The organism is Pseudomonas sp. FBCC-B1565, assembly GCF_059133265.1.
In genome coordinates this window covers 2208056-2232883 of record NZ_CP101438.1, presented here as the reverse complement: position 1 = coordinate 2232883, position 24828 = coordinate 2208056, and the positions used below count along the sequence as shown (strand labels likewise).

General features: G+C 63.1%; 26 protein-coding genes and 1 pseudogene. 13 read left to right on the top strand and 14 right to left on the bottom strand.

Annotated features, from left to right (window positions below; all coding sequences use genetic code 11):
• Positions 1-45: 45 nt before the first annotated feature.
• Genes hpaD through hpaI form a run of 5 tightly spaced genes read left to right on the top strand, consistent with a single transcriptional unit; the run spans position 46 to position 4293 of the window.
• The gene (gene hpaD, locus NL123_RS10630; protein ID WP_058426096.1) at positions 46-903 is read left to right on the top strand and encodes a 3,4-dihydroxyphenylacetate 2,3-dioxygenase; all 858 of its coding nucleotides are present in this window, start codon (positions 46-48) and stop codon (positions 901-903) included.
• Between the two features lie 15 nt (positions 904-918).
• On the top strand, positions 919-1311 hold the full coding sequence (locus NL123_RS10625; RefSeq protein WP_248482658.1) for a 5-carboxymethyl-2-hydroxymuconate Delta-isomerase: 393 nt from the start codon (positions 919-921) through the stop codon (positions 1309-1311).
• Between the two features lie 45 nt (positions 1312-1356).
• Positions 1357-2661: an MFS transporter gene (locus NL123_RS10620; RefSeq protein ID WP_494357722.1), complete on the top strand. Its 1305-nt coding sequence runs from the start codon at positions 1357-1359 to the stop codon at positions 2659-2661.
• An 11-nt stretch (positions 2662-2672) separates the two neighbouring features.
• Positions 2673-3476, top strand: a complete 804-nt coding sequence (gene hpaH, locus NL123_RS10615) for a 2-oxo-hept-4-ene-1,7-dioate hydratase (protein WP_071495921.1) — start codon at positions 2673-2675, stop codon at positions 3474-3476.
• 16 nt (positions 3477-3492) lie between these two features.
• A complete protein-coding gene (hpaI, locus tag NL123_RS10610) occupies positions 3493-4293 on the top strand; it encodes a 4-hydroxy-2-oxoheptanedioate aldolase (protein ID WP_494357721.1) in 801 nt (266 codons plus the stop codon).
• Positions 4294-4357: 64 nt separating this feature from the next.
• Here hpaI and hpaR read toward each other — a convergent pair whose 3' ends face one another.
• Entirely contained in the window at positions 4358-4780 is a 423-nt protein-coding gene (gene hpaR / locus NL123_RS10605) for a homoprotocatechuate degradation operon regulator HpaR (RefSeq protein WP_058426101.1), read from the bottom strand.
• A 206-nt stretch (positions 4781-4986) separates the two neighbouring features.
• On the opposite strand from hpaR, the gene NL123_RS10600 reads away from it, so the two are divergent.
• The 3 genes from NL123_RS10600 to NL123_RS10590 are packed head-to-tail and all read left to right on the top strand — an operon-like array spanning position 4987 to position 7516.
• On the top strand, positions 4987-6285 hold the full coding sequence (locus NL123_RS10600; protein WP_494357720.1) for an NAD(P)/FAD-dependent oxidoreductase: 1299 nt from the start codon (positions 4987-4989) through the stop codon (positions 6283-6285).
• A gap of 30 nt (positions 6286-6315) precedes the next feature.
• Positions 6316-6681, top strand: coding sequence for a cupin domain-containing protein (locus NL123_RS10595; RefSeq protein ID WP_248482666.1), 366 nt, complete (start codon positions 6316-6318; stop codon positions 6679-6681).
• Between the two features lie 13 nt (positions 6682-6694).
• Complete coding sequence (locus NL123_RS10590) at positions 6695-7516, top strand: molybdenum cofactor biosynthesis F family protein (protein WP_248482668.1); 822 nt, start codon at positions 6695-6697, stop codon at positions 7514-7516.
• A 135-nt stretch (positions 7517-7651) separates the two neighbouring features.
• Here NL123_RS10590 and feaR read toward each other — a convergent pair whose 3' ends face one another.
• The 3 genes from feaR to NL123_RS10575 all read right to left on the bottom strand — a co-directional run bounded on the left by feaR (position 7652) and on the right by NL123_RS10575 (position 10735).
• Positions 7652-8593: a transcriptional regulator FeaR gene (gene feaR / locus NL123_RS10585; RefSeq protein WP_248482671.1), complete on the bottom strand. Its 942-nt coding sequence runs from the start codon at positions 8591-8593 to the stop codon at positions 7652-7654.
• Positions 8594-8706: 113 nt separating this feature from the next.
• Positions 8707-9273 carry a DUF3156 family protein gene (locus NL123_RS10580; RefSeq protein WP_494357719.1) on the bottom strand — a complete coding sequence of 189 codons (567 nt, stop codon included), beginning with the start codon at positions 9271-9273 and terminating at the stop codon, positions 8707-8709.
• Complete coding sequence (locus tag NL123_RS10575) at positions 9236-10735, bottom strand: APC family permease (protein WP_248482674.1); 1500 nt, start codon at positions 10733-10735, stop codon at positions 9236-9238. Before NL123_RS10575 ends, NL123_RS10580 begins: the two co-directional genes overlap by 38 nt.
• Before the next feature lie 217 nt (positions 10736-10952).
• Here NL123_RS10575 and NL123_RS10570 point away from each other — a divergent pair, with 217 nt between their 5' ends.
• Positions 10953-12275, top strand: coding sequence for an alginate export family protein (locus NL123_RS10570; RefSeq protein ID WP_248482676.1), 1323 nt, complete (start codon positions 10953-10955; stop codon positions 12273-12275).
• Between the two features lie 32 nt (positions 12276-12307).
• Here NL123_RS10570 and NL123_RS10565 read toward each other — a convergent pair.
• Positions 12308-12787, bottom strand: a pseudogene (locus NL123_RS10565) (flavin reductase family protein); the annotation flags it as partial.
• A gap of 57 nt (positions 12788-12844) precedes the next feature.
• Positions 12845-14014, bottom strand: a complete 1170-nt coding sequence (locus NL123_RS10560) for a p-hydroxyphenylacetate 3-hydroxylase oxygenase component (RefSeq protein WP_494357718.1) — start codon at positions 14012-14014, stop codon at positions 12845-12847.
• 236 nt (positions 14015-14250) lie between these two features.
• Here NL123_RS10560 and NL123_RS10555 point away from each other — a divergent pair, with 236 nt between their 5' ends.
• Positions 14251-15738: an aldehyde dehydrogenase family protein gene (locus NL123_RS10555; protein ID WP_494357717.1), complete on the top strand. Its 1488-nt coding sequence runs from the start codon at positions 14251-14253 to the stop codon at positions 15736-15738.
• Between the two features lie 262 nt (positions 15739-16000).
• Here the strand turns inward: NL123_RS10555 and NL123_RS10550 are convergent, their stop codons facing one another.
• The 7 genes from NL123_RS10550 to NL123_RS10520 form a co-directional block, all read right to left on the bottom strand.
• The gene (locus NL123_RS10550; RefSeq protein WP_494357716.1) at positions 16001-16405 is read right to left on the bottom strand and encodes a RidA family protein; all 405 of its coding nucleotides are present in this window, start codon (positions 16403-16405) and stop codon (positions 16001-16003) included.
• A 108-nt stretch (positions 16406-16513) separates the two neighbouring features.
• Positions 16514-17446: a pyridoxamine 5'-phosphate oxidase family protein gene (locus NL123_RS10545; protein ID WP_248482684.1), complete on the bottom strand. Its 933-nt coding sequence runs from the start codon at positions 17444-17446 to the stop codon at positions 16514-16516.
• Between the two features lie 79 nt (positions 17447-17525).
• On the bottom strand, positions 17526-18410 hold the full coding sequence (locus NL123_RS10540; RefSeq protein WP_494357715.1) for a LysR family transcriptional regulator: 885 nt from the start codon (positions 18408-18410) through the stop codon (positions 17526-17528).
• Positions 18410-19330: a LysR family transcriptional regulator gene (locus NL123_RS10535; protein WP_248482688.1), complete on the bottom strand. Its 921-nt coding sequence runs from the start codon at positions 19328-19330 to the stop codon at positions 18410-18412. The genes NL123_RS10540 and NL123_RS10535 overlap by 1 nt, the downstream gene beginning before the upstream one ends.
• Before the next feature lie 178 nt (positions 19331-19508).
• Positions 19509-20129: a glutathione S-transferase family protein gene (locus NL123_RS10530; protein WP_248482690.1), complete on the bottom strand. Its 621-nt coding sequence runs from the start codon at positions 20127-20129 to the stop codon at positions 19509-19511.
• Between the two features lie 112 nt (positions 20130-20241).
• The gene (locus tag NL123_RS10525; protein WP_058426118.1) at positions 20242-21033 is read right to left on the bottom strand and encodes an ABC transporter permease; all 792 of its coding nucleotides are present in this window, start codon (positions 21031-21033) and stop codon (positions 20242-20244) included.
• The gene (locus tag NL123_RS10520) at positions 21030-21713 is read right to left on the bottom strand and encodes an ABC transporter ATP-binding protein (protein WP_248482692.1); all 684 of its coding nucleotides are present in this window, start codon (positions 21711-21713) and stop codon (positions 21030-21032) included. The genes NL123_RS10525 and NL123_RS10520 overlap by 4 nt, the downstream gene beginning before the upstream one ends.
• A gap of 174 nt (positions 21714-21887) precedes the next feature.
• On the opposite strand from NL123_RS10520, the gene NL123_RS10515 reads away from it, so the two are divergent.
• The 3 genes from NL123_RS10515 (at position 21888) to NL123_RS10505 (ending at position 24405) form a co-directional block, all read left to right on the top strand.
• Complete coding sequence (locus NL123_RS10515; protein ID WP_248482694.1) at positions 21888-23084, top strand: DUF1835 domain-containing protein; 1197 nt, start codon at positions 21888-21890, stop codon at positions 23082-23084.
• 46 nt (positions 23085-23130) lie between these two features.
• Positions 23131-23955, top strand: coding sequence for a 5'-nucleotidase, lipoprotein e(P4) family (locus NL123_RS10510; RefSeq protein WP_248482695.1), 825 nt, complete (start codon positions 23131-23133; stop codon positions 23953-23955).
• A 72-nt stretch (positions 23956-24027) separates the two neighbouring features.
• The gene (locus tag NL123_RS10505; RefSeq protein ID WP_494357714.1) at positions 24028-24405 is read left to right on the top strand and encodes a c-type cytochrome; all 378 of its coding nucleotides are present in this window, start codon (positions 24028-24030) and stop codon (positions 24403-24405) included.
• 3 nt (positions 24406-24408) lie between these two features.
• Here the strand turns inward: NL123_RS10505 and NL123_RS10500 are convergent, their stop codons facing one another.
• Complete coding sequence (locus tag NL123_RS10500) at positions 24409-24672, bottom strand: RidA family protein (protein ID WP_494357713.1); 264 nt, start codon at positions 24670-24672, stop codon at positions 24409-24411.
• Between the last annotated feature and the right edge of the window lie 156 nt (positions 24673-24828).

Genomic DNA, 24828 nt, shown 5'->3' with positions numbered 1-24828 from the left:
CCCGCCAAGGCGCTCCAACAACAATAATGAACCTGGAGAATCATCATGGGCGAAGTGGTCCTGGCAGCGAAGATCTGCCACGTGCCGTCGATGTACCTGTCGGAACTGCCCGGCAAGCATCACGGCTGTCGCGAAGCGGCGATTGCCGGTCACAAGGAGATCGGCCGCCGCGCCCGCGAACTGGGCGCCGACACGGCAGTGGTGTTCGACGTGCACTGGCTGGTCAACAGCGGTTACCACGTCAATTGCGGCGAGCGGTTCCAGGGCACCTACACCAGCAACGAGCTGCCGCACTTCATCAAGAACATGGAGTACGCCTACCCCGGTTGTCCCGAGCTGGGCGCGTTGATCGCCGCCGAGGCCAACCTGGCCGGCGTGCGCAGCATGGCCCACAACATCCCGAGCCTGGAGCTGGAATACGGCACCCTGGTGCCCATGCGCTACATGCACATGGACGTGCCGGAGGCTGAGACATTCAAGGTCATTTCCATCGCCGCCTGGTGCGCCTGGCACCGCCTGGAAGACAGCTTCGCATTCGGTGCCGCCGTGCGCCGGGCCATCGAGAAGAGTGACCGCAAGGTGCTGGTGCTGGCCTCGGGCTCGCTGTCGCACCGCTTTTCGGACGACCGCCAGGCCGAGGCGAATATCCACACCTGGACCCGCGAATTCGACAAGCAAGTGGACCTGCACGTGGTGGAGATGTGGAAGCAAGGCCGCTTCAAGGAGTTCTGCGCGATGCTGCCGGACTACGCCGAGCACTGCTTCGGCGAAGGCAAGATGCACGACACCGCGATGCTCCTGGGGCTACTCGGCGGGCCGGATTACGCCAAGCCGGCGGAGATCATCACACCGCCGTTCGGCAGTTCGGGCACCGGCCAGATCAATGCGATTTTCCCCCTGTAGAACCGGGAGCAACCCATGCCGCACTTTATCGCCGAGTACACCGACAACCTCGAACCACAGGCCGACCTGCCCGGCCTGTTTGAAAAGATCCACCGCGTGCTGGGCGACAGTGGCGTGTTCCCCCTCGGCGGTATTCGCAGCCGTGGCGTACGCCTGGACACCTGGCGCATGGCCGATGGCAAGCACGACTACGCCTTTGTACACATGACCCTCAAGGTCGGCCATGGCCGCGACCTGGCCACGCGCCAGGCGGTGGCCGAAGCGGTGTTCGCGGTGATCAACGCGCACTTTGCCGAGTTGCAGGCGCAACGTTTGCTGGCGCTGTCATTCGAGATGGTCGAGCTGCATCCGCAACTCAATTTCAAACAGAACAATGTGCATGCGTTCCTGAATAACCCGGCGGGGTAAACCCGCTGTTCTCCCCACGGCCTCTCAGACAAAAAGTACAACATCATGAGCACAGCCCACTCCACCGCCAGCCGCGTGCTGGCCGAGCACGACCGTACCCATCGTTCAGTGACGTGGCGCCTGATGCCGCTGTTGCTGGTGTGTTACCTGTTCGCCCACCTGGACCGCATCAACATCGGCTTCGCCAAGATGCAGATGAGCAGCGACCTGCAGTTCAGCGACACGGTCTATGGCTTCGGCGCTGGGCTGTTTTTCATCGCCTATGCGCTGTTCGGGGTGCCGAGCAACATGGCCCTGGACCGCGTCGGCCCCAGGCGCTGGATCGCCAGCCTGATGGTGGTGTGGGGCCTGTTGTCCACTGGCATGTTGTGGGTGGAGAGCGCCCATGGTTTCTACGTGCTGCGCTTTTTGCTGGGGGTGGCCGAGGCCGGGTTTTTCCCGGGGATCCTGGTGTTTCTCAACCGCTGGTACCCGGCACGCCGTCGCGGCCAGGTCACCGCGTTATTTGCCATCGCCGTGCCCATGGCAGGGGTGTTGGGCGGGCCGTTGTCCGGGGCGATCCTGGAACACTTCCACGATGTCGGCGGAATGCGTGGCTGGCAGTGGATGTTCCTGATCGAAGGCCTGCCCGTGGTGCTGCTGGGGCTGGTGGTGCTCAAGTGGTTGCCGGACGGCTTCGACGCGGTGCACTGGCTGACCGCCGAGCAAAAACAACAGCTGCGCGACCAACTGCGCAGCGAGGAACAGCGCAAGACCATTACCTCGTTCGGCGGCATCCTGCGCGACCCGCAGGTATGGCTGCTGGTGGCGGTGTATTTCGCGGTGATGCTGGCGGTGAACACCCTGGCGTTCTGGATGCCCACGCTGATCCATGGCGCCGGCATCGGCCGCGACAGCCAGGTCGGCCTGCTCAGTGCCGTGCCGTACCTGGCCGGATGTTTCTTCATGATCGGCTGCGGGCGTTCCTCCGACCGCCATCGCGAACGCCGCTGGCACCTGTGCGTGCCACTGCTGATGGCGGCGGTCGGGATCGCCGTGGCGGGCCTGGCGCCGGGCAATCCGCTGCTGGTGATGGGCGGGCTGGTGCTGGCCGGCATGGGCGCCAGTGCCGCCCTGCCGATGTTCTGGCAACTGCCGCCGGCGTATCTGTCCACCACCACCCAGGCCGCCGGCATCGCCATGATCAGCTCGTTCGGCAGCGTTGCCGCGTTCCTCGCGCCGTACCTGATCGGCTGGATGCGCGACGCCACCCAGAGCGCCAGCCTGGCGCTGTACGTACTCGCCTTGTTCATCGCCCTCGGCGGCCTGCTGGTGCTGCGCACCCACGCCGCCATCGTCAACCCACATTAAGGACCGTTGCCATGCTCCCCCCCCAGCAAATTCTCCAGGCCGCTGCGCACCTGGACCGCGCCGAACGCAGCCGCGAACAGGTGCGCCAGTTTTCCCTCGACTACCCCGGCATCACCCTCGACGACGCCTACGCCATCCAGCGCGCCTGGGTCGCGCAAAAGATCAAGGACGGGCGCACCCTGAAGGGCCACAAGATCGGCCTCACATCGCGGGCCATGCAGGTCTCGTCGAACATCACCGAGCCCGACTACGGCGCCCTGCTCGATGACATGTTTTTCGACGAAGGCAGCGACATTCCCTTCGAACGCTTCATCGTGCCGCGAGTGGAAGTGGAGCTGGCGTTTATCCTCGGCAAACCGCTCAAGGGCCCCAACTGCACGGTGTTCGATGTGCTCGACGCCACCGAGTGGGTGATCCCGGCGCTGGAGATCATCGACGCGCGCATCCAGCAGGTCGACCCGCAGACCAACGCGACGCGCAAGGTGTTCGACACCATCTCCGACAACGCCGCCAATGCTGGCGTGGTGCTGGGCGGCCGTGCCGTGCGGCCGACCGAGATCGACCTGCGCAAGGTGCCGGCGGTGCTGTACCGCAATGGCGTGATCGAAGAGTCCGGCGTGTCGGCCGCCGTGCTCAACCACCCGGCCAAGGGCGTGGCCTGGCTGGCGAACAAACTGGCACCCTATGACGTGACCCTGCTGCCGGGGCAAGTGATCCTCGGCGGCTCCTTCACCCGCCCGGTCGCAGCCCGCCCTGGCGACACGTTCCATGTCGACTACGACCTGCTTGGGTCGATTGCCTGCCGCTTCGTCTGAACCCTGGAGGATTGCCATGGACCTGCCCATCAACCGCTTCAAACACCGCCTGCACAGCGGCGAGGTGCAGATCGGCCTGTGGCTCGGCCTGGCCGACGCCTATTGCGCAGAGTTGGCCGCCAATGCCGGTTTCGACTGGCTGCTGATCGACGGCGAACACGCGCCCAATCACCTGCAAGGCATGCTCGGCCAGTTGCAGGCCATCGCGCCCTATCCCAGCCAGGCGCTGATCCGCCCGGTAATCGGCGACAGTGCATTGATCAAGCAACTGCTGGATATCGGCGCCCAGACGCTGCTGGTGCCCATGGTCGAAAGCGCCGCCCAGGCGCGTGAGCTGGTGCGAGCGATGCGGTATCCACCCCTGGGCATTCGCGGTGTCGGCAGTGCCCTGGCGCGGGCGTCGCGCTGGAACAGCATTGCCGGTTACCTCGACCAGGCGGATGAACAGATGTGTCTGCTGGTGCAGATTGAAAACCGCGAAGGCCTGGCGAACCTGGACGAGATCGCCGCCGTCGAGGGTGTGGACGGTGTGTTTATCGGCCCGGCGGATTTGAGTGCGTCGCTGGGGCATCGGGGCAATCCGGGGCATCCCGAAGTCCAGGCGGCGATTGAAGACGCCATCGGGCGCATCGTGAAGTCGGGCAAGGCGGCTGGGATTCTGAGTGCCGATGAAAACCTGGCGCGGCGCTATATCGAATTGGGCGCGACCTTTGTCGCAGTGGGCGTGGATACCACTGTGTTGATGCGTGGGTTGCAGGCGCTGGCCGGGAAATTCAAAGGCTCGCCCACGGCCGGCCACGGTGGTGGCGTCTACTGAGGTCTCATGTGGGAGGGGGCTTGCCCCCTCCCACATTTTGCTCGGCGGTGACTCAGCTATGACCTCAGCGCTTGATGTTCTTCAAATCATCCAACAAGCCCAGCAGCGCCTCGAACTTCTCTTCGCCAAACTGATCCTGCAACCGCTGGTAGTTGGCCTCCATGCACTGGCTCATCGACTCGAAACTCGCCTTGCCCTTGTCAGCCAACGTCACCAGTACCCGGCGCTGGTCCTGCTCGGCCTTGCGCCGGTGCACCATGCCGGCGGTTTCCATGCGCACCAGCACGCCGGTCATGCTCGGCTTGAGGATGCAGGCCAGTTCCGCCAATTGGTAAATCTCCAGTTCACCGTACTGTTCGAGGATGCGGATGATCCGCCATTGCTGTTCGGTCAGGCCGTGTTCATTCAGGGACGGGCGGAAAAAACTCATGGCGGCTTCGCGGGCTTGCAGCAAGGCCAGGGTCAGGGATTGTCGAGGTTTGGACATAGGGATCAGGGTCACGAAGTATTTAGTTAATAATTTAACGAAACTCTAACATTCCCTGCCGGCGAGCGCGCTATAACTTGTCGAGTGCACCGCCCATGGCGCGCTGAATCAAATGCATGGGCACGCAGGGTCAAGACTTCCATCTCGCCAGGGCCCCTAATGGAGGTATCCGCTTTAGAGCCTTCCTTCACTTTTCAGGCTGCGCCATGATCAACATCGAAACCCCCACGTATTACACCGCCACCAAGAAATACAACTTGAGCTTTCCCACCCTGGAACAGGACATCGACGCCGATGTGGTGGTGATCGGCGGCGGTTTTTCCGGCATCAACACGGCCCTGGAACTGGCGGAAAAAGGCATCACCAATATCGTGGTGCTTGAAGCGCGCTACCTGGGTTTCGGCGGCACCGGTCGCAACGGCGGGCAGATCATGGCGGGCATCGGCCATGACCTGGAGAAGATCAAGAAGGACGTGGGCGAAGACGGCCTGCGCCAGGTGTTCGAGATCAGCGACCTGGGCGCGGACATCATCAAGAACCGCATCGCCAAGTACAACATCGACGCGGACTTCTGCCACGGCTACGGCTACATGGGCTTCAACGCCCGCCAGGAAAAAACCCTGCGCGCCTGGGAAAAGGACTTCAAGTCGATCAACAGCCAGCACGAAATCCGCTTTCTCGGCGGCGCGGATGTGCAACAGATCATCGGTTCCAAGGCCTACAGCAGCGCCCTGCTGCACATGGGCGGCGGGCATGTGCACTCGCTCAACCTGCTGCTGGGCGAAGCCACCGCACTGGCCGGCCATGGCGTGCGGATTTTCGAGAACAGCCCGGCGCTGGAAGTCAGCTACGGCGAACGCATCACCGTGCGCACCGGCCGTGGCTCGGTACGCGCCAGCAAACTGCTGTGGGCCTGCGACAGTTTCCTCAACAAGCTGGAGCCGGAGCTGCACCGTTCGACCATCAACACCTACGCGTTCCAGATGATGACCGAGCCGTTGTCCGAGGAGCTGATCCAGTGCATCAGCCCGATTCGGGGGGCCTACAGCGACATTCGCCCGGTGATCGACTACTACCGGGTGACCAACGAAAACCGCCTGCTGTTCGGCGCCGCAACGCCGTTGGTGGAGCATATTCCCGGCGACCTCAAGGCCTGGAACCGTCACCTCATGCTGAAGATCTTCCCCTACCTCAAGGACGTGAAAATCGACCTGGCCTGGGGCGGCCCGATGGCGTGCAGCCCCAACCTGTTCCCGCAGATCGGCACCTTGCCGGGGCGCAGCAACGCGTTTTTCGTGCAGGGCTATTCCGGTTTTGGCGTGACCCCGAGCCACATCATCTGCAAGGTCCTGGCCGAAGGCATGAGCGAAGGCTCGGCGCGCTACGACCTGGTCAGCTCGATTCATCGCCCGACCATCATCGGCAAGGACGCGATCCGCCCCTTGCTGCTGACGGCGGGCAAATCCTGGCACCAGCTTTCCGGCTATTGGAACGGGCGCCGCTAACCGCATTTTTTACTCAACTGGAGAACTGCCATGCCCCTCACCCCCCTCAAGCACAACGTCCAACTCTCGGAACTCGAACCTTGGGGCACCGTGGCCGACCTCGGCTCCGAGATCCTCGAAGGTGACGTGCGCGCCTTCGGCAAGATGACGTTCGGCGCGCCCACCGACCCGGTCAGCAGCGCTTATTTCGGTACCACCCAGGGCAAGTTCCGCATGGTTTATCCGTTTGCTGAACAAGCCACGGTGGTCACTGGGGAAGTGCTGCTGACCGACGAATCCACGGGCCACACCTCGCGCTACAAAGCCGGTGACAGCTGGTTCGTGACCAAAGGCACGCCCGTGCTGTGGGAAGTGCTCAGCGAAAGCTTCGTCAAACATTACTTCGCCGTCGTGTAAGGGAGGGGTTGCCATGACGAGTTCTCCCGACTGGATTACCGTCGGCGCACTGGCCGACGGTTTCGCTCCAGACGCCTTCATCCTGCCCAACCTGGCCGAGCTGGCGGGCCAGGCGTTCACCCTGCATTTCGCCAATGGCTGGCAGATCGAGCACCGTTTCGAGCAGGACCGCCTGGCCTGGCACGCCGCCGATGGCCACTCCAGCGGCAGCGCACCGTACCGCGCCACCTCGATTCGCCCGGGCCTGTACCTGGTGGATTTCATCAAGCACGAGGCCGGGCATAGCTGGTCGATCAGCCTGGTGCTGGACACACCAAACGCCTCGTTCACTGCCGTGATCGGGCGCCTGCCGGACCAGGCCGAGACCCACGAAGGCCTCTACCACCGTGCCCTGGCCGGCAAGCCGCTGACCTCGGTGGAAGTCGACTTCCTCCACGGCAGCCTCGACCGCCCGTGGCAGGCCGGCCACTGCCGGCATGCGCCCACCGAGGAACTGGTGGGCCTGCGCAACCGGTACCGCTACAGCCCCAGCGAAGTCTACGAGCACATCTACCTCAACGAGCGGTTCTATGCCTGGCAATGCCTCAAAGGCGTGGAGCAAGGCCTGTGCGACACCGACCGCTGCCATTACTACAAGATCGCCGAACAGCTGTACCTGTTCGTGTGGCAGGAGAAGATCGTGCCGACCCTCGGCCTGGTGCTGATCGACCTGCAACAGCACCGCAGCGACGGCAAGATCTTCGGCTATGCCGGTGCATCCTTCGATGCGCTGTCGAACTTCCCCATCAGCTCGTATTGCCAGGTGCTCAACCGCACGGAGTATCCCGATGACTGAGCCGCGCACGGTCTAAATGTGGGAGGGGGCTTGCCCCCGATAACAGTGTGTCAGTCACCACAGGCTTGGCTGAACCACCGCTATCGGGGGCAAGCCCCCTCCCACATTTGATCTCCTTTGTTTTGAAGATCCCGTTTATGCCCCCACCGCCTGCATCCGGCTCGAACGGAAATCCTTCGGCGACACCTCGAACTGCTTCTTGAACGACCGGCTGAAGTGCGCCGAGTCGGTAAAGCCCCACTTGTAGGCAATCGAGGTGATCGACTCGCTGCGCAGGCACGGGTTGGTCAAGTCATCCGCGCTGCGCTTGAGCCGCGCGCGCTGGATGTAGCGGCACACGCTGTCGTCCTGTTCTTCGAACAGACGGTACAGGTGGCGCACCGAGATATTCAGCCGGTTGGCCAGGCCGATCGGGCTGAGCCCCGGCTGGCTCAGGGATTCATCGATGACCTTCTGCACGTAGCTGCGCAGGTTGCTGCCCTGCAGCGCTGCCAGGCCGTCGCGGCACTCTTCGCCCTGCTCCAGGGCCGATCCCAGCAGCGACACGAAAGCCATCTGCAACGCCTCCACTTCACCCGCGCCGTCTGCGGTGGCGTCCTTGCACAGTTGATCCATCAGCACATGCAGCATGCGCCCGCAGGCTTTGGTCGAGGAGATCTTGCCGAAAGCCCGTGCGTCGCCGCCCAGGTGCTTGCACACCTGCGGCCGCGAGAGTGACAGCGAGGCGTGTTCGATCAGGCCGAAGGGGGTGATTTCGATGGAGCCCACCGAGTCCATCAACAGCATCTCGCCAGGCGCCAGTTGCAGGGTCTGGCCGTTCTGCGCGATCTGCGAATAGCCGCTGCGTTGGCTGACCAGGAAACAGTCCTGGTCGTTGTCATGGTCGGCGTGGTGCGCCGGGCGTTTGATCAGCCCGGCATTGGTGCGCAGGATGGCCACGCCGCGCGGCAAGTCTCGGATCTCGCCGATGAACAGCGAGCGGTTGAACGCCAGTTCCGTCTCGAAATAACCGCACGCGGCGCGTAGCTCGCGGTTCCAAGTGTCCAGCCCGTCGTGTGCATGCTGTGGGATGCTCATGGGGTGTCTCCGCAATGGCTTCTTTTTGTTGTTCTGATGCAATAGTTAACATGTTATCTATATGCACGCAACAACAACCTGTGTGCCCATTGCGCAAGCACTAATGATGCCAATCAGAGGTTCGACAACACCCGATTCAACCCGACCAGCGCCGCGAGCAAATGACTGCGCTGCACCGCGCTCAGGGCGATATAACGCCGAAACGCCGGCAGGCGATTGACCACCTCGCTGCCGCCCATATGCTCCAGGCGCACGCACCATTGCTGGTCGTGCAGCTCGATGCGCAGACGCTTGAAATCCAGCGGCATCAGCGCCTGGAACAACGCCTCATCGGCCAACAAGCGTGCCTGCAACTCACGGCCCAATGCCTGGTTGCCGGCACGGCGCTGCACACGAATTCCATGGCGCCGGATCGCGCCGCCATGGTGCACCGCGAAACTCGCCGTGCCGCCCGTCGTAGCCGGTACGCGCAGGACAAACTCGGTCAGCACCAGGTGCATCAAAAACTGCGACTCGGTGCGCTCGACAATCTCGAACGCCACGCCGTCCACTTCAAGCGTTGCCAGCCCAAGGTTGCGCCGCAGGTGCGCCAGGGTCACCCCCGGTCGATACCCCGACGGTGCACGATCGGCACGCCACAGCTCAAACAGTCTTTGCCGCAAAGTCGCCATAACCGTCATCAGCCTGCTCCGGTTGGTTACTGAACTCCTTTGCCAATACCTCCTCCACAGAGGCCGGCTTGAAGGGGTTGACCTTCTGCACCACCAGGGTCCAGAACAGTGCATACGCCGCCGTACCGGCCAGCATCACGCCAAACGGCACATAGATGTCCGCCGGGGTCATGCCCGGTGGCGTGATGAACCACATGCCCAGCAGGATGCCGATGCTCGACACGATCTGCGGCAGCGGGAACCACGGCGAGCGATAGGCCCGTGGCAAGTCCGGCCGCCGAATACGCAGGCTCACCACCGAGATCGTCACCAGCAGGTAGGCAAAGCTCCACGCACACACCGCTGCCAGCACCAGGTGCATGATGTTGTCGGTGTTGCCACCCAGGTACAGCGCGTGAAGGCAGGGAATCAGCATCGCCACCAGGATGCACAGCAGCGGCGTCTTGAAACGTGGGTGCAGGTAGGTGAAAACCTTGGGCAACGCCCCGTCCACCGCCATGCCGTAGAGAATCCGTGGCACGCCGGCCATCAAGGTATTGATGGTGGCCGCGCCGGCAAACAGAAAACCGATGCCCAGCCACAGCGGGCCGATCTGCCCCATCACCTGCTCGGCGAACCTGGGGATGGCCATGGGCGTGTCCAGCAGGTGCACGCCCGAGGCGGCATCGAGCACCACGTTTTCCACCTGGCGTTTCATCGCCGCGCCATAGATGAACATGCAGGTGGCCACACCCATCAGCCCCAGCATCATCGCGCGCGGCATCACCTTGGCCGATTGGCGCAGGTCCGGCGCCAGCGGCGTGACGAACTCGCAACCGACAAACATGAACATCGCCATGCCCACCAGCGACAGCACGGTGATCAGGTCGGTGCCCACCAGCGACTCACCGAACCAGCCTTCCAACTGCACAGCGGGCGCGGCGATCAAGCCCAGTACGCCAAACACCATCAGGGTGGTCCACATGCCGAAGGTGAGGATGATTTCCGCCCGGCCAAAAGCACTGACGCCAAACGCGTTCAGCACCCCAAAGACGATCACGAAACCCACGCCGAGCAACCATGACCCACCCGCCGATTCCGCCAGGGTGTTCAAGTGTTCGAAGTTCACCAGGGCCATGACCCCGGACAGGATGGTTTCAGCAGTGCCGGCAAACACATGCACGATCAGGTACGCCGACAAGGTGCCGGTGATCGCGAAAAACCGCCCCATGCCGCAATTGATGTAGTCGTACACCGAGCCGGTGGTGGGCAGGATCGAGGCGGCCTCGGCAAAGGTGGTGGCCTGGGCCAGCATCATTACCACGGCGATCAGCATCGCCAGGGCGAACGCACTGCCGCCGATGCCAAAGCCCATAGTGGCGGTGAGGATCACCGGGCTGGCCATGATCAGGCCAATGGTGCTGGCCAAGGCGGTGGGGAAACCTACCGTACCCCGGTTGAGGTGCGCGGTGAGTCGGTCGTTGATCGACATGGTGGGGTCCTCGAAGACGGTTTTTTTAATGTATCGGTACTCTGCGCCCCACTCGAATTGATCGTCTTGCCCCTGTCTGCCGCCGGTTTTGTTGCTCCCTGCCACAGCGGGCGGCGTGGCGGCCAGGGTCAATTCCCTGGCACGCAGAGAAAAGACTCAGGCCCCCGCCACTCGCCCTAATGCGCCCTCACTCTTAACCAAGCTGGGGACAATAACAATGGAGCACACACTGAAAAATCGCGGCCTGCGCCAGGCGGTCGGCCTGGGGATTGCGCTGCTGGTGGGCCAAGCCCAGGCGGTCGAGCTTTACGCCGATGCCGACACCCACGTCACCGGCAACTTCCTTGCCGTGTACGGGATGTTCAACAGCAAGAAGAACTACGACGGGCGCAACGGCGGTTCCACCTGGCGCGAGGCCTTCATCAAGTACGGCCTGAGCGTCGACCAGAGCCTGGGCCGCTTTGGCGGCGTGTATGGCACGGCCAACCTGGTGAGTTCCGGCACCTGGGGCGATGGCGATGCCTCCGGGGTCACCACGGGCAAGGAGCGCACCACCAAGTTCGACGAAGCCTTCGCCGGCTGGCGTTCGGGCGAGCTGTTCCCGGCCTTGGGCAAGGACGGCGTGGACCTGTCGTTCGGTCGGCAGATCATCATGCTGGGCGACGGTTTTCTCATCAACGACGACGGCCCCAATCTGGGCAAGGGCGTGGGTGACGGCGAGTTCAACCGCGGCGGCGCCTACTACATCGCTGCACGCCATGCCTTCGACAAGACTGCGGTGATTCGCCTCGGCGGCAAGGACGGCGTACATGGCAGCCTGATGTGGATCAAGTCCGACAACCCCGCCCAGGCCATGACCGAAATGGCCGCCGGCACCCTGGAGTACAGCGCCGCGCCGGGCACCCTGGGGCTCACGTATATTCATGGGATCGATGTGGACGAGCGCTTCGCCAGCGACGTGCAGCGCCAGCGCAAAGGCATGAACCTGTACAGCCTGCGCGGCGCCGGCAATGCCGGTATCGACAACGCGCACTTCGCCTTTGAACTGGCCCGCCAGAACCGCCGCGACAGCCAGCAGAACGCCGGCTACGCCGAAGCCGGCTACACCTTCGCCGACCTGCCCTGGTCGCCGGACTTGACCTACCGCTACGCGCGCTATTCAAAGAACTGGGACGCGATGTTCGCCGGCTTCAACCGCGGCTACGGCACCTGGGTGCAGGGTGAAGTGGCGGGCAACTACTCCGGCCCCTACAACACCAACACCTCCGTGCAACACGTGGCGCTCAAGGTCAAGCCACTGGAGAACCTCACCCTGGGTGCGCTGTTCTTCGACTACACCACCGTCAGCACCCGCGGCCAGCTGAACCTGGACGGTCGCGAGCTGGACCTGTACGCCGAGTGGGCGGTGAACGAGCACCTGATCATCACCCCGCTGCTGGGCCTCTACAAACCCGACAAGGATGCCGAAACCGGCGGCAACCAGGTCGGTGGCAACGGCACCAATGTCTACAGTCAGTTGGTGGTCGCCGTACCGTTCTGAACCGTCTCGGGCGCGCAGGGACGCAGCGCCTGGACCTCTGCATAAGCGCCCTGGTGATACAACAGCGGCGCACGCCCGAAATCGTCGAAGGCCACCACCTTGCCGATCATGATCCAGTGGTCGCCACCGTCCACCTGCTGGTATTTCTCACAGTGGAAGCGTGCCGAGCAATCGGCGAACACCGGTGAACCGCCCTCCCCCGGTTCGTACTCGATCAGCGCGAAGCGGTCTTCGCGTGGGCGCGCAAAGTTGTTGGACAGGTGCACCTGATCCGCCGCCAGCACATTTACCGCAAAGTGGCTGGCCTCCTCGAACACTTCGTGGCTGTTGGAGCGTTTGTCGATACTCCACAGCACCAGCGGTGGGTCGAGGGACACCGAGTTGAAACTGTTGGCGGTCACGCCCACCTTGCGCCCGGACGCGGTAGCGGCGGTGACCACGGTCACGCCAGTGGCGAAGTTGCCCAGGGCACGACGAAAGGCCCGTGGGTCGAAAAGGCTGTTGTCAGGCATGCAAGACTCCCGGGCGCCCTCGGACGGACGCCCTGATTGTTGTAGTGGAAGAACGGGTCACACCATGCTCGGGTCCGGCTCCAGGCCCATCAGCTCACGGCCGAGGATCTGCGCGCAGACGTCGTAGTCGGTGTAGGCATGGGCGCCGGTCATATGCGAATCGCGGAACAGGCGCTGCATTTCGTTGTGTTCGAACCAGGCATTGCCACCGGCTGCGGCGAACAGGCGGTCCACCGCCTCGATGCACATCTTGGTGGCGTAGGCCTGGTTGGTGCGCCAGAACGCCAGGGTTTCGCGGCTCGGGTAACGCTGGGCGGCGCTGTGTTCGGCGTGGTCCTGCCAGGTTTTTTCGAGGAATGCGCGGGCAGCGGCCACCTGGTGGGTGGACTCGGCCAGGCGCATCAACGCCGGCGTTGCCGCGCCCACGGCAGCACCAGTGTAGGCGCGCACGCGGGTTCTGGTTTTTTCGCGGAACACCTCCAGCATGCGCTCGGCCACGCCCAGGCTGACGGTGGAAAAACCACTGGCGAAATACGGCCGGTATGGCGCGTAGAAAATCTGGCTGTCGGGGTAGAGGCCAAAACCTGCGGACTTGCCCTCCATCATGTCCCTGGCCTTCTGGATCCGGTGCTCGGGCACCCAGGCATTGTCGATGACCAGGGTCTTGGTGCCGCTGCCCTTCATGCCGGCGGCGAACCAGTCATCGCGGATCTGGTAGTCGCTGCGCGGCAGCACGGCAAAGCAGTAATCCTGGGTGCCTTCGGCATTCTGTCGACGGCAGCCGACAATCGCCCATTCGCCGTGATCACAGCCGCTGCTCCAGCCCATTTCACCGCTGAAGTGCACACCGCCTTCGCCCTCCACCACGCGCCCGAACGGCGCAATACTGCTGCTGGCGGTGGCATCCGGGTTTTCGCCCCAGATTTCCTGCTGCAACCGGGCCGAAAACAGCGCCAGTTGGTGGCTGTGGGTGCACAGCAAGCTCATGGCCCAGGCGGTACTGGCACAGCTGCCGGCGAGCAAGGCGATGCAGTCGGCGAACTCGGGCAGCGACAGTTCCAGGCCACCAAAGGCCTTGGGTTGAAAGGCACGGTGCAGGCCGATGCTTTTGAGCAAGGCGATGTTCTCATCCGGCACCTGGCGTTGCTGTTCGGCACGCGTGGCATTCGCCGCGATCAGCGGCAGGAGGGGCTTAAGGTCTTCGAGGAGTGGGTTTGGCTTTTTCATGGACGGCCCTGCTTATTATTGGAAGTCCGGCAGCCGCTCCAAGTCGAGGAGCAGCGCTGGATGCAGGGCCAGTATCGAACGGCGCGGGCCGGTGGAAAATGCACGTTCCACAGGCAAGGTTGTACTTTTCACAGGCGCGGCAGCCACAGGCATGACGCCTGGCAGGCACAGTCAAGCCAGGCGCCGGTGGCTTGATTACCCTCGGCTTTTCTTTTGTGAACTGCCAGGAACCTGCCATGAGTGATATCCCGCTGCTGCCTCACGTCGAAGCGTTTTTACGTCGACCCCATGGGCTGTTCATCGACGGTGTCAACGTCCGCAGCCATTCCAGCCAGACGTTGGCGGTGACCAATCCGGCCACCGGTGAGGTGATCGCCCAGGTCGCCGATGCCGACCTGGCGGATATCGATGCGGCCGTAGACTCCGCCAACCGGGGCTTCCAGTTGTGGTCCCAGGCTGCGCCGGCGACACGCGGCAATGTGCTGCTCAAGCTCGCCGACCTGCTCGAACGCAACCGCGAAGAACTGGCGCAGATCGAGACCTGCCAGTCCGGCAAGATCATCCAGGTTGCTCGTGCGTTCGAGGTCGACCAGGCGGCGCACTTCCTGCGTTACTACGCAGGCTGGGCGACCAAGATCAGCGGCCAGACGCTCACCCCGTCGCTGCCCTCGTTCAATGGCGAACGCTACACCGCGTTCACCCTGCGCGAACCGGTGGGCGTGGTGGTAGGCATCGTGCCGTGGAATTTCTCGACCATGATCGCCATCTGGAAACTCGCCTCGGCACTGGTGACCGGCTGCAGCATCATCATCAAGCCCAGCGAATTTACGCCGCTGACCATACTGCGTATCGCTGAGCTGGCGATTGAGGCCGGCCTCCCGGCGGGTGTGCTCAACGTGTTGACGGGCGGCGGCCACGTCGGCAAAGGCCTGGTGGAACACCCCGGCACGCACAAGGTGTCCTTCACCGGTTCGGTGCCCACCGGCATCGCCGTAGGCCGCAGTGCCATGGGCGCCGGCCTCACCCGCGCGACCCTGGAACTGGGCGGCAAGAACGCCGCCGGCTTCCTGCGTGACGTGGACGTGGACAAGGCGGTGGACGGCATCATCGAAGCCGGTTTTTTGCATTCCGGGCAAATCTGCGCGGCGGCCGAACGTTTCTTCGTGCACCGCTCGCAGATAGACGCGGTGCTCGACAAACTCAGCCAGCGCCTCAGCCGCCTCACCATCGGCTCGCCGCTGGACGAACGCACCGAATTCGGCCCGGTCACCCACCATCAGCATCAACTCAAACTGCTCGGCTACTTCAGCCAGGCCCGCACCGAAAACAACCGGATCATCCACGGCGGCAAACTCATCGACCGCCCCGGCTGCTACGTCGAACCCACGGTGATCCTCGCCAACAGCATCAACGACACCCTGCTCAACGAAGAAACCTTCGGCCCGATCGCGACCTTCCTGCCCTACGACAGTGAAGACGAGCTGCTCGCGCTGATGAACAACGGCCCCTACGGCCTCAGCGCCAGCCTGTGGACCAATGACTTGGGCAAGGCCCTGCGCATGGTGCCGGCGATCAAGGCCGGCACGTTGTGGGTGAACATGCACACACTGCTCGACCCGGCAGTGCCGTTTGGGGGCAATAGGTCTTCGGGGGTTGGGCGGGAGTTTGGCAGTGCATTCATCGAGGATTACACCGAGCTCAAGTCGGTAATGATTCGGTACTGAGGGTCAGCCCTTTCAAGGTCTTTGAAAAACCGGCCATATCTGGCTGATACCCTCCCAATAGGGCGGACACTGCAACTGTGGCGAGCGGGCTTGCCCCGCGTTGGGCTGCGAAGCAGCCCCAAAACCAGGCGCCGAGGATTACCTGACACACCGCACGCTTCCGAACCTGGGGCCGCTTCGCGCCCCAACGCGGGGCAAGCCCGCTCGCCACAGAAAGCCCACTCACCACAAGAGGCCCGCCTGCCGATCCCCCTAATTGGATTTACGCCTGCGCAATCACCGCCTCCGCCTCGATCTCAATCAACCAATCCGGCAACGACAACCCGCTGACGATAATCCACGAAGACGGCGGCGGGTTGTGCGGGAAGCGCTCGCGCAGCGCTTGCGCGATCGGCTCCTGCTGGTCACGGGCGGACTCGGCGATGTACAGCCGCAACATGATCACGTGAGACAGGTCACCGCCGGCCTCGGCCAGCACCTTTTCGATGTTGTCCAAAGCGGCGGCGGTCTGTTGCGCAATACCCGGGCCGACGGTGCGCTCGTCAGCATCCACACCGACCTGGCCGGACAGCATGATGCGCCGGCCTTGCGGCACTTCCATGGCCTGGCTGAAGCCGTATTGCAGGGCGTTGAATACCGTTGTGGGATTAATGACCTTCCGTTGCATGACACTTCCTTGTTGTTTGTAGGAAAACAAGGCTAACCCAAAGCAATCGTTCAATCCGGCGGTTCAACATCCCGCAACATATCGGGGATCGTCGAGGGGCGGGACAGACTACCAACTCCCCATCGCCAGACTGAACGGCGAAAACTCCGCGAACTGCCACCGCAACGCCAACGCCGCCGGGCGCCGTACGACATGTTCCACGGTGACCGTCCACAAGCGCTGGGCGCCCTCGAACAGCGCCACTTCAGGGCCATCGAGGATCAGTGAAGTACGCCCAGCCACCTGCAGCACATCCCCCGATTCAAAATCGATAAACAACAACCCCGCCACCGGGTTCACCTGCAAATTACCCAAGGTGTTGAAGAACAGGTTGCCGGCAAAGTCAGGGATGGTCAGCACGTTGCCTTCGACCCGTACAAAACCCGTATTGCCGCCGCGATGGGAAACGTCCACCGAGCGCTGGCCATCCACCTCGACATAGCTGGCGACGAAGAAGGTATCGGCGTTGCGGATTGCCGCTTGGGCCGCCTCATCCAGGCTGCTGGAACGTTCGGCCACGCTACCGGGTTTACGTGCGACGGCATCCATCGGCCGCAGTTGAATGTACTTGGGGCAATTGCCGAACGTGTGCACCACGTCGACCGAAAAGCCCTCGTGATCGAGCACACCGATACGCCCATTCATACGGTTGCGACGGCGGGTGTTGAGGTCGATGCCCAGCAAGCCAATGGATGCGCCTTCACGCAAGGCATTGCGGGCAGGGTCGCTCGCGGATGGCAAGCTATCAACCTGCAAGGTCTGTGGGTCCGGCGAGTGGGCAAAGCCCGGCGCACCTTCAAGCATCGTCGCCCAGGGAATACCTTGCTCGTCCACCACACCCAGCATCAGGTACGGCAACAAGGGGTAGAAATCCCGATGCTGCTCGGGCAAATGGTCACGGATCACCTTGGGCCCGACCACGGCCATGCGCTCGGCGACGCCCACAGCTTCTTGCATGTGCCGTTCACCGGCATGCCAGGGGGATTGTTCGATCAGGTTCATGGCAAGCACCTCATGTTGGATAACCCGATGCTGCGCCCTGCCCGCCACCGAGGGAATCACCACGCCAGGCAATCCACTGTTACGCCAGCTGAAATGCCGGGTGTTCACGCAGCGCCGCCACGCAGTGGTCGACAAAGCTGCGCACGCGCATCGGTGCGTTGCGGCCTTGGCGATACACCACGTGCACGGGCAATGGCGGCTGTTCAAAACCCGGCAACAGGCGGCGCAATTGTCCATTCTGCAGATGCTCGTGAACCGGGTAACTCAGGCAGCGAATCACCCCCGCGCCATGCACCGCCGCATTGATCGCGCCCTGCACCGTGGCGCAGCCAAGGCGCGCACGGGCCTTGAGTTGATAACCCTGGAAATCCCAATGCACCTGATCGGCACTGGCAATCAGCCGATGCTGCTTGAGGTCGTGCGGGCGTTGGGGCTCGCCATGAACAGCGAGATAGTCGGGGCTGGCGCAAAGAATATTCCGCACCTGCCCCACGGGCCGGGCGATCAATGATGAGTCGGGCAGTTCACCGACGAGGATCGCCACGTCCAGCCCTTCTTCGTGCAGGTTTGGATAATAGTCGTGGTAATGCGCCGCTAGGCTCACCTCGGGATAACGGTCCAGGTAGTCGGCCAACACCGGCGCCATCACATAACGGCTGAACAGAAAGGGCAGAAACACCCGCAGGTTGCCCTGGGCCTGCACATGCAAGCCTTTGGCCGAGGCTTCGGCGGCGCCCACGGCGGCGAGCAGGCGCACGCAATCGGCCAGGTACGCGTTGCCGGCGTCGGTCAGGTTCACGCCGCGCGTGCTGCGCTCAAGCAACCGCACGCGTAGCCGCGCTTCCAGGCGGGCCACCGCACGGACCAGGGTTGGCCCGGACACCTGCACACTGCGCGCCGTGCCGGCCAGGCTCGAGTGCCCGGCCAGTGCTGCGAACAGTTGCATGTCGCGATAGCGCTCCATCAACCGCACCGTTTCATCGCCGGGTTCAGGGCAGCATCCTGGCCCAGGCGATGGCTGAGGAAGTCGACAAAGGTATTGATCTTGGCCGGTACACGGCCGCTCTTCTGGAACACCACCTGGATCGGTAACGGCTCAGCCTCATACGCTTGAAGGACGATCTCCAACTCGCCCGCCGCCACTGCCGTGGCGACCTGATAGGACAGCACCCGCGTCATGCCCCAGCCCAGGCGTGCCAGGTTGATCGCGGCATTGTTTGCCGTAACGACCAGGCGCGGCTCGATGGGCACGGTCAAGGGTTGGCCGGCGTCGACAAACTCCCAGCCACTCACCAGTTGGCTCGACGATGACGTGACGATCTTGGCCTCACGCAACTGCGACGGATGCTCCGGTCGCCCGTGCTGGTCGAGATAGGCTGGCGCTGCACAGACGACCCGGCGCACTTCACCGACCTTGATCGCCTGCTGGCCCGGCTCGTGCAGATGACCGATACGCACGGCTACATCGACGCCTTCGTCGACCAGGTTGACCACGCGGTCGACCAGCAACGCATTGATGTTCACCAACGGAAAGCGGTCCAGGTATTCCCCCAGCACCGGCGCCACATACAACTCGCCGAACAGCACCGGCGCGGTGACCGTCAGGTGGCCGCAGGGGATGGAGTAACTGCCCGCCGCCGCTTCTTCGGCTTCATCGAGTTCCGCCAGGATGCGCCGGCAATCTTCCAGGTAACGCTGGCCGGCTTCGGTCAGGTGCAAGCTACGGGTGGTGCGCGCCAGCAGTTGGGTACCGATGCGTTCCTCCATGGCGGCAATGGCCCGCGTGACGCTGGGCGGCGAGGTGTTCAGGCGGCGCGCGGCGGCGGCAAAGCCCTCCTCCTCGGCCACCGCCAGGAACACCTGCATTTCATGAAATCGGTCCATCGGCACTCCTCTCAAAAAACACCACCCTCACCTTGTAGTGAGCGAGCTCGTCTCGCGTTGGGGCGCGAAGCGGCCCTGAAACCTGCCACCGCGTATTTTCTGAAACAACGCAGCGGTCTTATTGGGTCTGCTTCGCAGCCCAGCGCGAGGCAAGCTCGCTCACTACATAGGGTTTGCGTTAATGGGATTGCAAGCCCACGGCTGTGCGTGGCATGCCGACGAACCCCGGCAACGCTTCAATGCTGGCAAGCCAGGCGCGCACCTGAGGGTAGTCAGCCAGCGACACATTGCCTTCGGGCGCATGGGCCACGTAGGTGTAGAACGCAATATCAGCAATAGAAGGCTGCTCGCCGGCCAGGAAACGGCTCTGACTCAGTTGTGCCTCCACCAGCTTCAGCAGGGCATGGGAACGAGCAATGGCGGCGACGGTGTCGACCTCGGCACCAAACACGGTGGCGAGCCGCGCCGACGCAGGCCCTGCGCTCAGTTGACCGGCGGCCGCCGAGAGCCAGCGCTGCACTCGGGCCTGCCCCACAGGATCGCCCGGCAGCCATTGGCCCTTGCCGTAGGTGTTGGCCAGGTAAACCAGGATCGCATTGGAGTCGGCCAGCACCACACCGTTGTCATCGATCGCCGGCACCTGGCCGAAGCTGTTGATCGTGGCCAGATAGTCGGCGGTCTTGTGGGCACCTTGCTTGAGGTCCACCAGGTTGTATTCCACCGGCAAGCCCAGCAGGGACAGCATCAGTTCCACGCGGTGGGAGTGGCCGGACAACGGAAAACCATAGAGTTTGATCATGAAAGGCTCCAAAAGAAGGGGGTCTCGACGCCCCGCATACTCCACCGCTGCCCCGGCCGTTGGAATCACCAGGATTTACAATCGAGCATTTCACCCGATGAAACAATACCGCTCAGCGCTCCTCGAGCCTGTCCCTCAGGAACCGATGACTCACCGAAAACAACCGCCGATAGGTCAGCAGCACCGCCCCCACCGTACCCAACGCCGACGATGCGGCAATCAGGAACATGATCACGATCTGATACCGCACCGCGTCCACCGGGCTCTCTCCCGCCAGCACCTGCCCGGTCATCATGCCGGGCAGGCTGACGATGCCGACCACCGTCATTTGGTTCAGCGTCGGGATCATCCCCGCACGCACCGCCTGGCGGATAGCTTCCTGCGCGGCCTCCCAGCGTGAACCGCCGAGGGCCAGGATCATTTCGATGGTGTTGCGCCCCGAGGTCAGTTCCTGGGTCATGCGTTCGATGCCCAGGGAGACGCCGGTCAAGGTGTTGCCGAGGATCATGCCGAGGATCGGGATCGCGTACTGCGGCTCGTACCAGGGGTGGATGCGGATCACCGCAAACAAGCCCACGGCGGTGACCAGCCACGAACTGCCCCACACCGACAGGATGCTGTCGACCCGCTGGCCCCGGTAAGTCCGCCGCCCACGCCCGGCAGCGGAGAGGCCGGCGATCAGGGTCATGGCGCACATCAGCGGCAGCACCACGTACCAGTAGGCGAACTCGAACACCCAGCCCAGCAGGTAACCGATGGCCAGCAGTTGCACCACGGTGCGCACCGCCGCCCACAGCAATTGGCGGCCCAGGCCCAGGCGCAACAGCAGCGACAGCGCGCCATTGATCAGGATCAGCGAGGCGGCAATGCCCATGTCCAGCGCGGTGAGATTTTGATAGTTCATGGCTGGGCCGCTCCGCTCAACACACCGGCACTCATCTGCAAGTGGAGGTCACTCATGCGCCGGGCCTGGTCCAGGTCGTGGGAGACCCAGATACAGGCACGGGAACGATCCCCGGCAAACCAGGCGTCGATCAGCGCTTCCACTTCGCGGGATGAGCTGGGATCGAGGGCGGCGGTGGGTTCATCGAGCAACAGCACTTCGGGGTTGAGCTGCAGGGTGCGGATCAGCGAAACCACCTGGGACTCACCGCCCGACAGGTCGGCGGCGCGCTTGGCCAGAAAGTCCGGCGTCTTGCCGGCGTGGCCCAGCAGTGTGGTCACTGTCGCCAGATCGAAGCTGCGCTTGCGCGAGGTGTTGAGGCTGAAGGGGAAGCGCAGGTTGTCCTCCACAGTGCCGTCGAGCAGCGCCGGGCGTTGGGACAGGTAGCTGATATGGCAGCGGTAGTGGGGAATCTGCGCGTTGCCGATCGGCTGGCCGTTCCACAGGACCTGCCCGGAGGTGGGCGCATCCAGCAGCGCCAGTGCGCGCAGGAACACACTTTTGCCGGAGCCGGATGAGCCGGTGATCGACACGCGGTCGCCGGCCTGCAGGCTGAAATCGGTGGGCTGGAGCAACGGCACCTGGCGGCGCTCGTCCAGGCGCGTGAGGGCGCGGGTTTCGATTAACGGGGTGTCGGTCATGAACTCATTACTCGGTTGAACGGCTTGCAATCAAAAACCTCACTGCCTATATTCCCTGCCTGGCGCTCTCTACGCCACCTTCCGCGGAAAGGGCTGCGCCCAGGACACTGCAACATCCTCTTTTTTCTACGACTCCCCACCTTGAAGCGGAAAAGGTTTGTGCAAGGAGATCGTATGTCCCAACCCTTCAACACCGATGGCCGTCTCAACCTTGAGCAACAGCGCAAGCGCGCCAAGGAACTGCTGCCGCGCCTCAAAGCCCAAGACCCGAACGCTACCTTGTCCCAGGCCCAATGGGAAATCGCCAAGCAGCTGGGCTTCAGCAGTTGGCCAAAGCTCAAGGCCCATGTCGATGCCATCGACTTCGCCACCCGCCACCCCGATTTTGCCGCCAGCGATGAAGCCCGCACCACCCACTGGCGCTGCGGCAATGACATTGCCCACAGCCTGCAACTGGCGGGGTTCAAAGGTCAGTTCCGGATGCTCACCGACCCGCTGTGCATGGGGCCGGTCCGCAATCTGCCCCGCCAAGCCTTCCGCGCCCTGCGCAGCGCTTTTATCAGCCAGGCCTTTGCCATTGATGCAGCCGATGCAGCTCGTCGCGTCGACGCCGAATACGACCACCTCGAAGCATTGGCCAGCGCCGACCACAGTGTGCTGTGGTGCGAAGCGGATGCCTATGACCAACTGTTCCTGATCCGCGCACTCGCCGGCCTTGAACACGCGCCGCGCGCACTGGAACTCATCGAGGTGGACCGCATTCCCGGCGTGCAGCGCTTTATCGGCATCGGCCAACTGGCGCCGGATGTGTTGGCGTGGCTGTGGCCGCAGCGGCGCTTGATCGGGGATGATGCGGTGCAATTGGCCAAACAGGCCTGGTCGGCGTATTGCGACAGCTCACCCGTCCAATGGGCGCAACTGGCCCACGACAACCACCCCGCCTTGCCGTTGCTTGCCCCGGCGTTGTTGCGCCAATTACAGGAACTGCCCGGTCTGCATGACGGCCTTTCGTTGACCGAGCGCCTGGCCCTGACGTACCTCGCCGAGAACGGGCCAACGCCGTTTGGTCGGGTGTTTGCCGAACTGATGGCCAAGCGTGAACCGCTGCCGTTTCTGGGCGACATGATGTTTCATGCGCTGTTGCAACCGCTGCTCGATGGCGACAAGCCTTTACTCACGGCCACCGAGACGCACCTGGAATGGCCGCGCCAGGTGCTGGCGTTGACTGCGCTGGGGCAAGCCGTGCTGAACGGTCACGCCAACTGGCTGGATCACGCCAGCCATGTGCGATGGGTGGGTGGGGTATGCCTGCGACCTCGCCAACCCCACTGGGCGATTGATGAGCACATCATGCCGGTCTGGCGCCCGTGATTACGCTAACGTGCTGCCCATTCAACCTTCACTTGCGAGACTGCCCATGCGCAACCTGATCTTCGCCAGCCTGCTTCTGCTGGCGGGCTGCCAACAAACGCCGCCGGCCAATGACCAACTCGATGCCGTGCTCTGGACCCAGACCTCTATCGAGCATGAGTTGATTTACCGACAGCTTTTCGCCAATGCCACCCGCCAACTTGACGTGGCGTTGGCCGATCCCACCTGGGATGCCCTGCCCTTTGCGCCACGCAACCTGAACGGGTTGCCGCCGGCGGTGGTGGTCGATATCGACGAAACCTTGCTGGACAACGTGCCGCTCAACGCCCGCGACGTGGTCAACAACCAAGTCTATTCCTACGACCGCTGGAACACCTGGGTCGACCAGGCCAAGGCCCAGGCCTTACCCGGTGCCGTGGCGTTCCTGCAAGCGGCCCGGCAAAAAGGCATCAAGGTCTATTACCTGACCAACCGCGAACACAGCCAGGTCGCCGCCACGGTGAAGAACCTGCGCCTGCGCGGTTTCCCAATCGAAAGCGACGAACAGGTCTTGGCCGCCAGCACCCCCACCGGTCACTGCGAAAGCGCCGGCTACGGCAAGAACTGCCGCCGCCAATGGGTCGCCGCCCATGCCCGCGTGTTATTGATGGCCGGGGATTCCCTGGGGGATTTCGTGCAGGCCGACCACAACACCCTCGCGGATCAGCGCAAGGCGGTGGAGCCCTATATGCACTGGTTGGGACAACGCTGGTTCTTGTTGCCCAACCCGACCTATGGCAACTGGTACAGCGCGCCGTATGAGGATGATGAGAAGCTGCCGTTCGAGCAAAAGCGCAAGCTCAAGCAGCGGGCGTTGCAGTTGCAGGAGTAATCAGCCTTGGCTGGCCCACCGTCCTTGACGCCATCGGCTCACATCTGATTGACACACTAAGGCCATATGGAAATGAAACGAGTACTTATCACATCGCTCGGCGCTCTATCGCTGCTCCAACCGTCATTCTCTTCGGCGGATAACACCAACGGGAAAACCCTCTTCACCCAGCGGTGTGCGATGTGCCATGGCGCCGATATCAAAGGCACAGGCCCCCTGGCCAACAAGAGCAATCCCCCGACACCTGACCTGACCACCGCCACGTTCAAAAAACGCCTGAATGACTACCCAGGCGTTATCGTCTCTTCAATCATCCTTCGCCCCAATGGCGACCTGATCCCGAGGACGTTGCGAGAGAACGGCGTGAAGCTAGCGCCATTCGCGTGGAGGGTTAGCGACTTCCGCGATTTGAATCAATACATGAGCGGTGTGATTGCCAAGACGCGTTGAGTCTCACAGCGTTCTTGCAGCGATCGCCTCCACTTCAACCAACGCACCGGGCAATGGCAACGCCACCACTTGCAGCGCCGTACGTGCGGGCTTGTTCGGTTGCACTTCGGTAATGCCATCGGCCGCCGGTGTGCCTGCCGGGGCGCTGGCATCGTGCAGGTCAGGCAAGGCGCCGCTGATGAAGATCAGGCTGGCGGATGCCGGCACCGTGACGGTCTGGAAAATCGGGAAGTCGCCGACGCTGGTACGTTGAATGCGGTCGCTCATGATGAATCGCCTTCAATGACGCATGGGTCACTAAACCACCTTCAAAAACCGCCAACGCCCCTTGTTGTGGCGAGCGGGCTTGCCCCGCGTTGGGCTGCGCAGCAGCCCCAGACCAGACGCCGCGTTCTAGCCATAAAGACTTCGTAGCCTTGATGG